The organism is Thiobacillus sp. (assembly GCF_018780105.1).
Lineage (GTDB): Bacteria > Pseudomonadota > Gammaproteobacteria > Burkholderiales > Thiobacillaceae > Thiobacillus.
This window is the reverse complement of sequence record NZ_JADMKC010000036.1, coordinates 1-13,094: the sequence shown is the minus strand read 5'-3', so window position 1 is coordinate 13,094 and position 13,094 is coordinate 1. Positions and strand designations below refer to the sequence as shown.

General features: G+C 62.1%; 16 protein-coding genes. 7 read left to right on the top strand and 9 right to left on the bottom strand.

Annotated features, from left to right (window positions below; all coding sequences use genetic code 11):
- Nucleotides 1-5 precede the first annotated feature (5 nt).
- Nucleotides 6-941: an anti-sigma factor gene (locus IV098_RS14005; RefSeq protein WP_296890131.1), complete on the bottom strand. Its 936-nt coding sequence runs from the start codon at nt 939-941 to the stop codon at nt 6-8.
- A 39-nt stretch (nt 942-980) separates the two neighbouring features.
- A complete protein-coding gene (locus tag IV098_RS14000) occupies nt 981-1,583 on the bottom strand; it encodes an RNA polymerase sigma factor (RefSeq protein WP_296890129.1) in 603 nt (200 codons plus the stop codon).
- Between the two features lie 293 nt (nt 1,584-1,876).
- Here IV098_RS14000 and IV098_RS13995 point away from each other — a divergent pair, with 293 nt between their 5' ends.
- The 6 genes from IV098_RS13995 (at nt 1,877) to IV098_RS13970 (ending at nt 6,755) form a co-directional block, all read left to right on the top strand.
- The gene (locus IV098_RS13995; RefSeq protein ID WP_296890126.1) at nt 1,877-2,575 is read left to right on the top strand and encodes a PEP-CTERM sorting domain-containing protein; all 699 of its coding nucleotides are present in this window, start codon (nt 1,877-1,879) and stop codon (nt 2,573-2,575) included.
- Nucleotides 2,576-2,850: 275 nt separating this feature from the next.
- Nucleotides 2,851-3,666, top strand: coding sequence for an extracellular solute-binding protein (locus IV098_RS13990; protein ID WP_296890124.1), 816 nt, complete (start codon nt 2,851-2,853; stop codon nt 3,664-3,666).
- A gap of 13 nt (nt 3,667-3,679) precedes the next feature.
- Nucleotides 3,680-4,039, top strand: coding sequence for a cupin domain-containing protein (locus IV098_RS13985; protein ID WP_296890122.1), 360 nt, complete (start codon nt 3,680-3,682; stop codon nt 4,037-4,039).
- 363 nt (nt 4,040-4,402) lie between these two features.
- Nucleotides 4,403-4,690: a hypothetical protein gene (locus IV098_RS13980; RefSeq protein WP_296890120.1), complete on the top strand. Its 288-nt coding sequence runs from the start codon at nt 4,403-4,405 to the stop codon at nt 4,688-4,690.
- A gap of 226 nt (nt 4,691-4,916) precedes the next feature.
- A complete protein-coding gene (locus IV098_RS13975; protein WP_296890118.1) occupies nt 4,917-6,293 on the top strand; it encodes a YncE family protein in 1,377 nt (458 codons plus the stop codon).
- Nucleotides 6,294-6,308: 15 nt separating this feature from the next.
- Nucleotides 6,309-6,755, top strand: coding sequence for a DUF305 domain-containing protein (locus IV098_RS13970; RefSeq protein WP_296890116.1), 447 nt, complete (start codon nt 6,309-6,311; stop codon nt 6,753-6,755).
- Between the two features lie 49 nt (nt 6,756-6,804).
- Here the strand turns inward: IV098_RS13970 and IV098_RS13965 are convergent, their stop codons facing one another.
- Genes IV098_RS13965 through IV098_RS13935 form a run of 7 tightly spaced genes read right to left on the bottom strand, consistent with a single transcriptional unit; the run spans nt 6,805 to nt 12,828 of the window.
- The gene (locus tag IV098_RS13965; RefSeq protein WP_296890113.1) at nt 6,805-7,410 is read right to left on the bottom strand and encodes a cyclopropane-fatty-acyl-phospholipid synthase family protein; all 606 of its coding nucleotides are present in this window, start codon (nt 7,408-7,410) and stop codon (nt 6,805-6,807) included.
- A 13-nt stretch (nt 7,411-7,423) separates the two neighbouring features.
- Nucleotides 7,424-8,146: a DsbC family protein gene (locus IV098_RS13960; RefSeq protein WP_296890111.1), complete on the bottom strand. Its 723-nt coding sequence runs from the start codon at nt 8,144-8,146 to the stop codon at nt 7,424-7,426.
- Between the two features lie 26 nt (nt 8,147-8,172).
- The gene (locus tag IV098_RS13955; protein WP_296890109.1) at nt 8,173-9,339 is read right to left on the bottom strand and encodes a UbiH/UbiF family hydroxylase; all 1,167 of its coding nucleotides are present in this window, start codon (nt 9,337-9,339) and stop codon (nt 8,173-8,175) included.
- Complete coding sequence (locus IV098_RS13950) at nt 9,336-10,523, bottom strand: FAD-dependent monooxygenase (RefSeq protein WP_296890107.1); 1,188 nt, start codon at nt 10,521-10,523, stop codon at nt 9,336-9,338. The genes IV098_RS13955 and IV098_RS13950 overlap by 4 nt, the downstream gene beginning before the upstream one ends.
- The gene (locus IV098_RS13945) at nt 10,516-11,820 is read right to left on the bottom strand and encodes an aminopeptidase P N-terminal domain-containing protein (RefSeq protein WP_296890104.1); all 1,305 of its coding nucleotides are present in this window, start codon (nt 11,818-11,820) and stop codon (nt 10,516-10,518) included. Before IV098_RS13945 ends, IV098_RS13950 begins: the two co-directional genes overlap by 8 nt.
- Nucleotides 11,810-12,517, bottom strand: a complete 708-nt coding sequence (gene murU / locus IV098_RS13940; RefSeq protein WP_296890102.1) for an N-acetylmuramate alpha-1-phosphate uridylyltransferase MurU — start codon at nt 12,515-12,517, stop codon at nt 11,810-11,812. Before murU ends, IV098_RS13945 begins: the two co-directional genes overlap by 11 nt.
- Entirely contained in the window at nt 12,514-12,828 is a 315-nt protein-coding gene (locus tag IV098_RS13935) for a hypothetical protein (protein ID WP_296890100.1), read from the bottom strand. The genes murU and IV098_RS13935 overlap by 4 nt, the downstream gene beginning before the upstream one ends.
- Before the next feature lie 57 nt (nt 12,829-12,885).
- Here IV098_RS13935 and IV098_RS13930 point away from each other — a divergent pair.
- Nucleotides 12,886-13,094 (top strand): hypothetical protein (locus tag IV098_RS13930; protein WP_296890098.1); only part of this gene is annotated, 209 nt, incomplete at its 3' end.

Here is a 13,094-nt window from a genome sequence, read left to right as displayed (position 1 = left end):
ACAGCTCAGATGACCACGACGCGGGGGCAGCTGGATGCGGACTTCTTCGGATTGACCTTCATTTCATGAAGTGAGTCCATTTGCCGATGGGCCGCTTCCGCCACCTTCAGCAAATCCGCCCGGCCCAGGTTGCCGGACAACACATACCCCGTGCCGTCCTCGATCCAGTAGAAGGCATTGACCTCCTTTTCCTGGGCAAACTCGAAGGACCTGCTCTTGTCGTATCCCATCTCCTGGGTTTTGACATACAGCGTCAAGCGTCGCCCCACGCCATCCTCGTACATGAATTGCGCTGCCGGCCCGTGGGTCCCGGCCAACAAGCGTCCGCCCATCAAGGCGAAGCCGACCGTTTCCAGCTTCGGCGCCTGGAGGTTCATGCCCAGACGCTTGGAAAGCCACGCCTCCAGATGGTCCTCATTGCTGGCCTGAATCTCCACGGGATGGGCGACTTCGCTTGCATAAGTGGCGTAAGCGACGGCAGCGTGCCGCACCATCGGCGGCATGTCATTGTGCGGAAGCGCCAGCTGCATTTGCCATCCCAGGGCCACCCCCAGCGAAAGCCAGGCAACCGTGAGCGCAAAGGAGGCGGGGCGCCAGCCACCGACGGGAGACGCCGGCACCAGGATGCCAAGCGCCCGGCCACCCCGCTTGGTCAAGTCGCGAAGCCTTGCCCGGACGCTGGCAAACGGAATGCGCAACGACGCGGGCGCGGATTCCGCCTTGGTGTCGAAACACGCCAACAAGCGGTCGGGTATTTTCTCGCTCAATATCGGGTCGAAATGATCGTGCAGATCGTCATTGATATGCGAATACCCCACGAGCCTGCGCGCATCGTCCGGATGGGCGGCGAGGTAGGCCTCGACTTCGCCGCGCCTTGCATCGCTCAGGCGATTGTCCACGTAGGCCTGCAAGTCAGCTTCGGTAATAGATGATTTGTTCATGGCATGGTCACGAAAACAGGTTGGAACTCGAAGGGGGGTTCATATCACGACGCTCAGATTCGGCTTGGCCGATCCGTCCAGTAATCTGCGCAATCGCTCTCGCCCTCGCGAAAGCCGGGACATGACCGTTCCGAGCGGGATGCCCAGGGTCTGTGCCACTTCTTCGTAGCTGAAATTTTCCAGCCCGACCAGAAGCAGCACTTCCCTTTGCTCGAGTGGCAACGCAAGCAGCGAAGTCGACAGGTCGCGAATCCTCAACCCCTCTTCCTGGCGGCCTCCGACAGGTATGTCCATATCGTCATCCAGCGGCGCCATCTCCTGCTTCGAACGCACCTGGTTGACGTACAGGTTATGCATGACTGAAAACAGCCATGCACGCAGATTTGTTCCCTGCTGCCACAGCGAAAATTTTCTCAATGCCCGCTCCAGGGTGTCCTGGACCAGGTCGTCCGCTTCTACTTCGTGCTTCGCCAATGCCCGCGCGTATCGTCGCAGCTGGGGGACATGGGCCATGATGGGATGTTCGGTAGTCATCGCATTCCTTTGTCTCGAATCCTCGATTTCCGGCGTCCCAACCATTGCAGTAGCTGACGTGTTCTGGTCATGGCAAAAACGTCCCATGCAGCTCAGCGTTTTATTCAAGGCTTGCACCATTATTCCAAAAACCCAAATTCCTCACCTACAAACAAGCCTCGATATCAATTTATTCCAAAGGCGGTGAAATAAACGTTAATCAATCGAGAGGTGGCGCAGACATGGCTCTGCTCACTAGGGATCAACATGCGCAGTCCGGTTTTTATTCCACTGCCCACATTGAATCCCGACCGCTGACCAGGTAACGGTTCGGCGCCAAGGGAATAAACCGGTTGGACATCTGTTCATGAAGATGCCTGGTTTCGGGCACTTTTACTTCACATCCCCAAAGGAGAAACAGCATGTCGCACTTACGAATCACGGCACTTGGGCTTGCCGCCCTCATATCGTCAGCGCTGGGTGTCGCCCCGGCACAGGCCAGCAACAGCTTTGCAGTTGTGGATGCCTACAAGGATTTCCTGCCCTCATACACGGCCGGTCCCGCCGACGGGGACATGGATGTGATCGCAGCGGCGGCCTTCTATGATGGCGCCGACAAGACGTTTTCCTTCAGCACCATCCTGGCCGACAAGGTCGGACTGACCCCGGGCGCCTTGTATGTCTGGGGGATCGACCGTGGCCGCGGAACCCAGCGTTTCCTGGCAGGTTCGCCCTCCATCGGTGCCGGCGTGTTCTTCGACTCCGTGCTGGTGGTCCGCCCGGATGGCACGGGTGCCTTCAACGACTTCATCAACGGCACCTCAACCCCGCTGGATCCCGCCCACATCAAGATCAGCGGCCTCACGGTCACGGTGGAGGATTTGCCACTCGACCTGCTTGCACCCGACACGGCGGGTTTCAAGGCCGACCCCGCGCTGTATACCTGGAACCTGTGGCCGCGCCTGGGGCTGGGTAGCAACAACCAGATCAGCGACTTCGCCCCGGATGGCGCCAACCTGGGCTTTCAGGTGACTGCCGTGCCCGAGCCCCAGACGTTCGCCATGTTATTGGCGGGCCTGGGCTTGGTCGGCCTCAGGGCGTCGCGCACGCGGCGTGCCTGAACGATGCCGCTGGGACCGGGCGCGTAGGTTCCCGGCCCGCAGCCGGTGTGCAGGGCTTAGCCCTGCACACGCCTGCGCTGCAAATATCCAATCGAAAAATCGAAATCTTCAGGGCGCAAGGTGCATGAGGCGCCCCTGCCCCCTTCACTACGTTCGAAGAATTCCGGCATGCCCGTGGGAATAATCCGCGCTGCTCAGCGTTCATGAAAGCGGGTGGCGCAACACGCATCACGCGTTGCAACCCAATACCCCATTTTCATTTAAGGAGTGAACGCATGAAGGCACACAATTCGATGGTTGGTTTTTTCACTGGCATGGCCTGCTTGGCGCTGTCTGGCGCGGCATTCGCGCAGGAAAGCGGTCTTTATGACCCGTCGATCAAGCATATGCCAAAGGACGGGATCGTAAAATTTTATGGCGCGGGCGGACCGCATACCGCCTTCAAGAAGGTCGCAAACGTCTGGGAGAAGAAGACGGGCAAACGCGTTGAAATCATTGCCGGCCCCGAACGCAAATGGTCGGCCAAGGCCCAAGCCGATGCCGATATTCTCTGGGGCACATCGGAACAGTCGATGACCGCATTTCTGGAAACCTACAAGACCTTTTCCTCGGATCAAGTCGAGCCGATCTACATTCGCCCGACGATCATCGCGGTGAAATCCGGCAACCCGAAAAACATCAAACGCTTCGAAGACTTGCTCAAGGATGGCGTCAAAATCGTGGTCACCGAAGGCGCTGGCGTTTCCAACACCTCAGGAACCGGCACCTGGGAGGACGTTGCCGGGCGCTTGGGCCGACTCGAGGACATCCGTGCGTTCCGCCGCAACATCGTCGCCTTCGGCAAGGGATCGGGCGCGAGCCTGAAGGCCTTCAAGGAACTCGGCGCGGATGCCTGGATCACCTGGCCGGATTGGCCCGTCACCTACGCGGACACGCTCGAAGAAGTCCCGCTGCCCCGCGAACGGCAAATCTGGCGCGATGTGAATGTGGCGCTCTCGCCCGACGCCGATCCGGAAGCCAAGCAGTTCCTCGATTTTCTCGTCACCCCGGAGGCCCAGGCGCTGATGAAGACCGAGGGATGGATACGCTGATCTGGAGCAAGACATGGCCAAATCCACTGTCACCTACTGGAATGCATTCAGCCCCGAAGCCCAAAAAGAGTGGGCACCTATCAAGGGATTGGAGGGCATGGCCGAGGAACTTACGCTGAGTATCGACAGAGAGACCGGCGAGTACACCAGGTTGACCCGTTTTCTTCCGGGTGCCGATACGACGGCCTTAGGCGGCAAGTCGCATCCGTATCCCGAAGAAGTATTCATCGTCAGCGGCCGGCTATACGACAGTGCGTTTGCCATGTGGCTCGAAGCGGGGCACTACGCCAGCCGTCCCCCTGGGGAACTACATGGGCCGTTCAAGACCGACGTTGGCTGCATCGTGCTGGAGATCGTTCCCCTCTCGCGTTGATTAGTTTCATTCCACCGGCCTGCACAAAAACCCACGCAGGCCGGTGAATTCAAATCTTGGATTTCTCCCCATCTGGCCTGCCTTGACTCCGTCTCTCCGAACACCGGAGCGACCGCTCGATGCCGACACGTCAGGTGATAACGGCGTAGATCAAACACGTTTCGTCTGGGCGCGTGCACAGCCGAAAAACATCCTGGCGGCGCACAGCGCGAAGCGCCATTTTATTCCGCCGCGTTCTCCCGTTTCGGCAAGAATTCTTTGACAAGCATCGTGGGAATAATCCTGTTTCCCCGGCGTTTATGAGAATGAATGGTGCGATACGCGCCATTCGTCAACACATCATTTTTATCAAGGAGTCATCTCATGAACACTCGCAATCTTATTGTCGGAATTTTCTCTGTGCTGGTCTGCATGTCTTCGATACAGGCCCAAGCCGAATCCACATCTTGGTGCAGCCCCGATTCATACGGCCACGCACTCTGCGATCCAATCCAACCCACAACCGATGCAACGATCGAGGCTGGCGAAGGCGACATGTACGGCAGCGTTCTGCTGGATGTGCCCGCCAAAGTCACGACTGCCGCCGTATCCGAAGGTCCCTGGGGCGACAAGTACGCACGCCTCCCGGAGGACTGGTCCCCTTATCGCTAGCGTGCCTGGTGACCTGGCCGGCCGCGATATCAGCCAATCCTGACCGCGGCTTTTGCGAAGACCTGCGGAATAAATCTCACCGCGCAGTTGTTCATTCTGCATCGACCCAGGAGCGGGCTTGTCCGACCCTCTGCGCAACGCCCGCACCAGGATGAATTCGATCCATTCCCTGCATCCGGCATGCCGCCAGGTCGCCAACCCGATCCATGAATTAAAGGAGAATCAAATGAACCTTACCCGCAGAGACATACTCAAGCTGGCAGCCCTGGGGGCGGTTGGCAGTCTGATCGATGCAGGCCCCTCTTTGGCAGGGCCGAACATCGGTGGCGTCGCCGCCGACACCGGAAGCGACCGTGTCTTCATCTGCAACGAGGACTCGAACACGCTGACGGTCATCAACCCCTACAGCAACACCGTGGATTCCACCATCAACCTCACCAGCTTCGACGAGGATCCGCGCCCGCCCTTCCGTTTCGTCACCGGCGGCGTAGTGCCCACCCACGCGGCGATGATCCACAAGCCCCTCTATCACGGCGCCATCTCCATCCACGGCGCGGCGCCTTCGCCCGATTCCAGCCTCATCGCCACCACCGGACGCGGCAGCAGCAACGTCTACCTCATCGACGCCCGCACCCGCTCGGTGATCGGCAGCACCGCCAATCCCCAGGCTGGCGACAAGACCAGCGCCCAGCGCCTGTCCAGCGGCATCCTGATCGGACGCGAGCCGCACGAGCCCACCTTCACGCGCAACGGCAAGGAACTGTGGGTCACCCTGCGCGGCGAGAACCGCATTGTGATTCTCGACGTGGAACGTGCGCTCAAGCAGGTCGGCGGCAAGGAAGCCGGCGCAGTGCGCCAGTACCTCGACACCCTCAACGGCCCGGCCCAGGTGTGGTTCAGCACGAACGGCAAGCTCGCCTTCGTCATCTCGCAGAAGGTGTCCAAGGTCGACGTGTACCACGTCAACGCCAACCGCCACGGCTACAGCCGGCCGAAGCTCAAAACGACCCTCGACCTCACGGCCCAGGACCCCTTCAGCTTCACCCCATTCCAGAAGACCACGCCGGACGGCAAGGAAGTGTGGTTCTCCCACAAGCTGGCCGACAGCGTTTCCGCCTGGGAGGCGTCGGGCGATCACCGCGTGCTCAGCCACGTCCAGCTGGGCAAAATGGCGCGGCCGAACCATGTGGAGTTCGTGGAAAACGCCAATGGGCGCGCGGTCTATGCCAGCCTCGCGCGAGTGGACGACGGTGGCCCCGGCGGCGTCGCATCGAGCCAGATCGCCATCATCGACCGCAGCGCGCCCGCGGGCAGCCGGAAGGTAGTGAGCAACTTCTTCACCCATGGCCGCGAGTCACACGGCCTGTGGACCAACCCCGAAGGCACGCGCCTCTACGTCGCCCACGAGCAGGACGAACTGCCGGGCACGCCGGCCGAAGGCCAGACCGTGTGCAGCGTGTTCGACGTCAGCGATCCGTTCAAGCCAGGTTTCATTGCGCAAATCCCGCTCGGCAATCTCGACCTGCCGTCCGGCAAGCTGCGCAACAAGAAGAGCATCAACCTGGTCTACGTGCGTCCCGGCGCGCGCAGCCAAGCGGGTTGAAGGGGGAGGATGGCCATGAAACGATTACCGTACATCGCGTTCGTCTTGATGCTGTCGGCGAGCGCCCTCGCCGAGAAGGGTGCGGCACCGCACGCCCACCACAGCATGGCCGTTCAGGAGGATGTGTCACGCTACCCTGCGCAGTTCCAGCGCTTTATCCGCGAGATGGATCGAGACATGGAAAAGATGATGACCGACATGCATCACCCCGGCTACACCGGTAACGCGGACGTCGATTTCCTCGCCATGATGATCCCGCACCACCAGGGGGCGGTGGACATGGCCCGCCTGGTCCTGATCCACGGCCAAGACCCTCTGGCGCGTCAACTAGCAGAAGAAATCATGGCCAGCCAACAGGCGGAAATCATGGCCATGAAGGCGCGCCTGAACATCCTGAGCAAGGGTGCGGATCCCGACCCCGGCGGCTATCCCGCGCTGAATGGCGTACGCGGCCAGTATTAGGCCGTCGTACCGCATCTGGCCTGCATCACCATGGCCATGAACACACGCACTAGGTTTTGATTGCCACCAAATCGATCAACGCCGACCTGCCATGATGGTGGATGCCCTCGCTGATGACCGCTTCGTGCTCGGCCAGATGCCGGATGTCCCAGTCGCCGAACCAGCGCCGCAGGTCGGCTTCGGTATACAGGTTGGCGGGATTGGACGGCCCGCCGGTGCCGAATTCGATCTGCTTCGGCGTGTAGCCCTGCAGGATGAGCGTGCCGCCCGGCTTGAGGGTGCGGCGGATACCGTCGATGATCCGCTCGCGCCCGGGCGGCGGCACGAACTGGATGAAGATGGCGACGACCACGTCGTAGGCCGCCTCGGGCCAGGACCAGTCGAGCACGTCGGCCTGTTCGATTTCCAGCGTCACGCCGCATCCGGCCGCCAGTTTGGCGGCTTTGTCGAGCGCCGCCGGCGAGAAGTCGATGGCATGCACCGCCAGCCCCTGCTGCGCCAGCCATACGCCGTTGCGCCCCTCGCCGTCGGCGATCGACAGCGCACGCTGGCCCGCTTTCAGGTGGGTAGCCTGGCTGGCGAGAAAGGCATTGGGCGCGGTGCCGAAGATATATTCGTCGGTGGCATAACGCGCATTCCAGAAGTCGAGGCTCATACCCGGGCGCGTCTTATTTCGCGTTGGCGGCGAGCAGCTTTTCCAGTTGTGTGGCCGGCACCATGCCCGGCACGCGCTGGCCGTTGGTAAAGAACAGCGTGGGGGTACCGGACACTTTCAGCTTCTGCCCCAGCGCGATGGTTTCGTCGACCGGGTTGTCACACTTGCCGTCGTTGACTGGCACCGTGCCGCGCGTGATGTAGGCATCCCACGCCTTGTTGCGGTCGGGCGCGCACCAGATCTGTTTGGACATCTGCACGGCCTTGGGATGCAGGCCTTCGATCGGGTAGAGGAAGGTATAGACGGTGATGTTGTCGACCTTGGACAGCTCGGCCTCGAACTTGCGGCAGTACGGGCAATCGACGTCGGAGAACACCACCAGCTTGCGCGCGCCATTGCCTTTCACCACCTTGATCGAATTGGCCAGCGGCAGCTCGCTCCACTTGATCGCCTGCAACTGGTTCAAACGTGCCTGCGTCAGGTTGGTGCGGTTTTTCAGGTCGATCACGTCGCCGGTGATCACGTATTGCGCCTTGGCATCGGTGTACACCAGCTGATCGTCGAGATACACCTCGTACAAACCGCTGTAGGGCGTGGGCTTGACCAGACTAATCTGCGCGCCGGGGAACTGCTGCGTCAGCGCCTTGCGGATCACGGCCTCGTTGGCCTGCGCACTTGCGGCAAACAGCAGGCTGGCGGCCAGCGCCAGTTGGGTCAAGCGAACGGCAAACTTCATGGAAACTCCAGAAAATAATTGAAAAATCAGGCCATCGCCTCGCGCACCAGCGCCGCCTTCAGTGGCGGCATCCGGTTGAGCCAGGCCATGCCGGTATTGCGCAGCCAGCCCGCCTGCTCGTTGACGAACAGGTGATGCAGGCCGTGGGTGAGCGCCTGCATGCGCTGCACCGGCTCGGCACGCATGCGCGCGTAGCGTTGTAGCACACGCAGATCACCGCAATGGCTTTTGCGATAGGCCGCCAGCACCTCGACCAGCGCTTCGGCGTCGCCAAAGCCCAGGTTCACGCCCTGCCCCGACAGCGGATGCACGCCATGCGCCGCATCGCCGATCAGGGCCACGCCGGGCGCCACCACCGCATCCACCCGGTTCAGCCGCAGCGGAAACGCCGCTGCCGGCGTCAACAGACGCAGCGCGCCCAGGGTATCGTGGCCAGCCGCCCGCACCGACTCCGCCAGTGCCGCGCCATCCAGTGCGACCAGCTCATCCGCCCGCGCCGCTGGAGTGGACCAGACCATCGACATCTGGTTCCCGCCCGGCCCGCCCAGCGGCAGCCAGGCCAAAATATCGTGGTCGAAAAACCACTGGAACGCGGTGCCGCGATGCGGCCGCTCGCATTCGAAATTCGCCACCACGCCGCTCTGGCCGTAAGGCGTCAGCGTCGAACCCAGCCCCGCCCAGTCGCGGATACGCGAAGTTGCGCCGTCGGCGCCGACCAGCAATTCGGTTTCCAGCTGCGTGCCGTCGGCCAGCGCCAGTCGCGTGCGCGACTCGCCTCGCTCGATGCTTGCGATGACGGCCGGGCAATGCAAGGCCACATTGCCGTCGGCCTGCAGGGCCTGCCACAGCGCGTGTTGCAGGCGCCCGCTTTCGACGATGGTGGCCAGGTGCGACACGCCCGCTTCATAGGCATCGAGCCGGATCGCGCCCGACGTGTCGCCCATCACATCCATGCGGAATACCGGCTGCAGGCGGGCAGCGTCCATGCGCTGCCAGGCCTGCATGCGTTCGAGAAAGCGCTGGCTGGCGGGGCTGATGGCGTAGATGCGGGTATCCCAGGCGTCATCCGGTTGCGCGGGCGGCTGGCGCTCGACCAAGGCCACGCGCAAACCCTGCCGACCGAGCGCCAACGCCGCCGCCGCGCCCACCAGGCCGGCGCCGACGATCACCACCTGATAGCGTTCGCCGCTCATCCACGCGCCCCGAATATCATCCGTCGCGCGACGAAGTTTTTCAGCGGCGGACACAGTTCCAGCGCCAGCAGGCCGAGTCCGCGCGCGTGGCGCACCGGCGCGATGTCGTTGGAAAACACGCGCACCAGAAAGTCGGTGAAACCAACGCCGCCCAGCACGTCGACGCGACGACCGCGTGCATACGCCGCCAGCATGGTGGCATTGCCCAAGGCATCCGGCGCGCTGTCGCCGCACAGGCTGGCCAGTTCCCAAGCGTCGCGCAGGCCGATGTTGAAGCCCTGCCCCGATACCGGATGCAGGGTCTGCGCAGCGTTGCCGATGCGCACCACGCGGTCGGCGGCCGTGCTGCCGACATACGCCAGTTTCAGCGGAAAGGTTTTGCGCGGGCTGGCAGCGACAAACCGCCCCTGGCGTCCGCCAAAGTGGCGATACAGCGCATCGAGAAATGCCGCATCGTCCAGCGCGGCGATGCGTTCGGCGTCGGCATGGCTGGCTGTCCACACCAGGGCGTAACGATCCCCTTTCGGCAGCAAGGCTGCCGGGCCTTCCGGCGTAAACCGTTCGTACGCCTGATTTGCGTGCGGCAGCTCGGTTTGCACTTCGCACACCACCGCCATCTGTTCGTAGTCGCGTTGCAGTTTGGGTGCGGGTGCCACACTCATTTTTGAAGCAGCGTCGCCGCGCCCGCCGTCGGCCACCACCACCAGCGGCGCCGCGTGACTGCGCCCGTCGTCGGCATGCAGCGTCGCGGTTGCGACAGCCGGCTCAATACGCGTGACGGCCACGCCGTATTCGACCGCAATCTTGGCCTCGGCCAGCGCCTGCTTCAATGCGGCGGTCAGCGTTGCGTAAGGCAGCACGTAGCCTAATGCCGGCACCTTCACGTCCTCTGCCGACAGCCGCGCCACGCCGAGCGCGCCGCGCTGCGAAATATGGATGCGGGTAATCGGCGTCACGTCCTGCAGCCGGCGCCACACGCCGAGCCGCTCGAGGATCAGCTGCGAGCCATGCGATAAGGCCAGCGTGCGGCTGTCGGCGCGCGCGTCTTCCGGCTGTGCCTCGATCACCTGCGCAGCGATGCCCTGCTGCCGCAGCGCCAGCGCACACACCGCGCCGACCGGCCCGGCGCCAACGATGAGCACGTCGGGCGTTGCGCTGATTTCATTGGGCACGCCCTTACTCACCGCGCATCCAGTCTTCGATCTCCGCCACGGTTTTGGGCGGTGTGGTCAGCACCTCGCAGCCGGATGCATTCACCACCACGTCGTCCTCGATGCGGATGCCGATGTTCCAGAAAGCCTCGGGTACATCGTCCGCCGGGCGGATGTAGAGACCCGGCTCGACTGTCAGCGTCATGCCCGGCAGCAGCGGCCGCCATTCGCCGTGCAGCTTGTATTCGCCGGCATCGTGCACGTCCATACCCAGCCAGTGGCCGGTGCGGTGCATGTAGAAGCGGTTGTAGGCGTTCGACTCGATCAGCCCGTCGACCTCGCCGGCCAGCAGTTTGAGATCGACCATGCCTTGCGTCAGCACGCGTACCGCCGTCTCGTGCGGCGCGATCCAGGTTGCACCGGGCCTGACCGCGGCGATGGCGGCGGCCTGTGCCGCAAGCACGAGTTCATACGCATCCTTCTGCGCTGCGCTGAATGTGCCGTTGACCGGAAAGGTGCGGGTGATGTCGGCCGCATAGCTGCCGAACTCGGCCGCGGCGTCGATCAGCAACAGATCGCCGTCGCGCAACGGCTTGTTGTTGAACACGTAATGCAGTACACAGGCGTTGGCACCGCTGGCGACGATGGACGTATACGCCGGCGCCTCGGCGCCGCCGCGACGGAAGGCCGAGAGCAGCTCGGCTTCGATCTCGTATTCGTGGCCGCCCGGCCGGGTGGCGCGCATCGCACGACGGTGTGCTTCGGTCGATATTTCGGCGGCGCGGCGCATCAGGGTCAGTTCGTGGCCATCCTTGATCAGCCGCATCTCGTCCAGCCAGATGCGGGCGTCGATCAGCTTGTTCGGTGCGTGCACGCCACCGCGCGCCTTGCCGCGCACCGTGTTGAGCCAGCCCATCATCTGCGTGTCCCAGGCCATGTCGCGGCCGATGATGTAGGCCAGCGCCGGCTGGTTTTCCAGCAACTTCGGCAACTCCGCGTCCAGCGCGTCATAAGTGAAGGCATCGTCGAAGGCGAAAATCTCGCGCGCCGCCGCCGGGCCATACCGGAAGCCGTCCCAGATCTCGCGCTCTTCGTTGCGTTCGCGGCAGAACAGAATGTGACGCGGCTGCGCACCGCCCACCAGCACCACCACCGCCTCGGGTTCGTTGAAGCCAGTCAGCCAGTAGAAGTAACTGTCGTGCCGGTAGGGATAGTGCGTATCGCGGTTGCGCGGCACCTCCGGCGCGGTCGCGATGACCATCACCCCCTCGCCCATCTCGTCCAGTACCCGCTGACGGCGGGCGCGATAAATTACGGAATCAGGCTGCATGGTGTTGTCTCAGTTCCTCGTCCAGTGCATTCAGGCGTTCCGGCGTGCCGACGTCAACCCAGCGCCCGCCAAAATGTTCGCCGCTCACACGGCCGGCATCGATCGCCTGCCGCAACAGCGGCGCCAGCGGCGCTTTTTCGCCTGCCGGGGTATGGGCGAACAGCGCACGGTGATAGACGCCGATGCCGGAGAAGGTGAGCAGTGAGCAGTCAGCAGTCAGCGGTGAAGGGGTCACGCGCCCGTCTTCCAGCAAAAAATCGCCCTTCAGGTTGTGCGATGGATTATCGACCAGCACCAGATGCGCCTGGTCGTGCCCGGCAGACAGTCGCGCCAGGGGCTCGGCGAGACGGCTGAAATCGTATTCGCAGTAGATGTCGCCGTTCACCACGGTGAAGACCTCGTTTTCAATCAGCGGCAGTGCAGTGGCGATGCCGCCCGCCGTTTCCAGCGCATTGCCTTCGCGCGAATAGTCGATTGACACGCCGAGCGCCGCACCGTTCCCCAGCGCATCCTCGATCTGCTGGCCGAGGTGCGCGTGGTTGATGACGATATGCGTGAAGCCCGCCGCACGCAGGCGCTCGATATGCCATACGATCAGCGGCTTGCCGCCGACCTGCAACAATGGCTTGGGTGTGTGGTCGGTGAGCGGGCGCATGCGCTCGCCGCGGCCGGCGGCAAGGATCATGGCGGTTTTCATATTGCCGCCCCCTCTTCGTCCAAGAAGTAAAACTTACCATTCTTGGTTTTTTCCCAGTATTCAACTTCCACACCAAGAGTTTTCATTGTAAGTTCCAGTGCCTGCAAGGCATCTATTCCAAACATCGCAAACAACTTCTTGCTAGATTCGGTGCTTAGTTCATAGGGGCAGCACCAATCTAGTCCTTCTCCGTGCGCGAATGGCATACCAACCTTAAGTAATGCATTTTCTTTTCGTCCATCCGTATGGATAAACGTCATCTCCCTTGACGCAATAACGACACCGAGTTCTTTAATTTCTGGCATGTTCATCTTTATGCTGTGCACATAACTTATGAGTTATGTCGCATAGGGGCATTTGTAGGCGGAATGTGCAAGCTGTGGAGCACAAATAGTAATCGTAAACACCCCGTCATCACCGCGCTGGTTTTGACCTTCATCCCCTCTCAGCCCCGCCGGAAATTGAGTCTGCCGGGTGGATCAGCGGCAAAGGTGTTTGAGCCCCGCTCACAAAATCAATCAACATTACAAAAGCGGGGCGAGTTCTTTGACGCCCACCCGGCAGGCTCGATTTCCGG

Excerpts from the sequence above, each read along its gene's own strand:
- IV098_RS13980 (WP_296890120.1), top strand. The coding sequence starts at position 4,403 with ATGAACACTCGCAATCTTATTGTCGGAATTTTCTCTGTGCTGGTCTGC.
- IV098_RS13960 (WP_296890111.1), bottom strand. The coding sequence starts at position 8,146 with ATGAAGTTTGCCGTTCGCTTGACCCAACTGGCGCTGGCCGCCAGCCTG.
- murU (WP_296890102.1), bottom strand. The coding sequence starts at position 12,517 with ATGAAAACCGCCATGATCCTTGCCGCCGGCCGCGGCGAGCGCATGCGC.
- IV098_RS14005 (WP_296890131.1), bottom strand. The coding sequence starts at position 941 with ATGAACAAATCATCTATTACCGAAGCTGACTTGCAGGCCTACGTGGAC.
- IV098_RS13935 (WP_296890100.1), bottom strand. The coding sequence starts at position 12,828 with ATGAACATGCCAGAAATTAAAGAACTCGGTGTCGTTATTGCGTCAAGG.
- IV098_RS13990 (WP_296890124.1), top strand. The coding sequence starts at position 2,851 with ATGAAGGCACACAATTCGATGGTTGGTTTTTTCACTGGCATGGCCTGC.
- IV098_RS13955 (WP_296890109.1), bottom strand. The coding sequence starts at position 9,339 with ATGAGCGGCGAACGCTATCAGGTGGTGATCGTCGGCGCCGGCCTGGTG.
- IV098_RS13945 (WP_296890104.1), bottom strand. The coding sequence starts at position 11,820 with ATGCAGCCTGATTCCGTAATTTATCGCGCCCGCCGTCAGCGGGTACTG.
- IV098_RS13995 (WP_296890126.1), top strand. The coding sequence starts at position 1,877 with ATGTCGCACTTACGAATCACGGCACTTGGGCTTGCCGCCCTCATATCG.
- IV098_RS13970 (WP_296890116.1), top strand. The coding sequence starts at position 6,309 with ATGAAACGATTACCGTACATCGCGTTCGTCTTGATGCTGTCGGCGAGC.
- IV098_RS13975 (WP_296890118.1), top strand. The coding sequence starts at position 4,917 with ATGAACCTTACCCGCAGAGACATACTCAAGCTGGCAGCCCTGGGGGCG.
- IV098_RS13985 (WP_296890122.1), top strand. The coding sequence starts at position 3,680 with ATGGCCAAATCCACTGTCACCTACTGGAATGCATTCAGCCCCGAAGCC.
- IV098_RS13965 (WP_296890113.1), bottom strand. The coding sequence starts at position 7,410 with ATGAGCCTCGACTTCTGGAATGCGCGTTATGCCACCGACGAATATATC.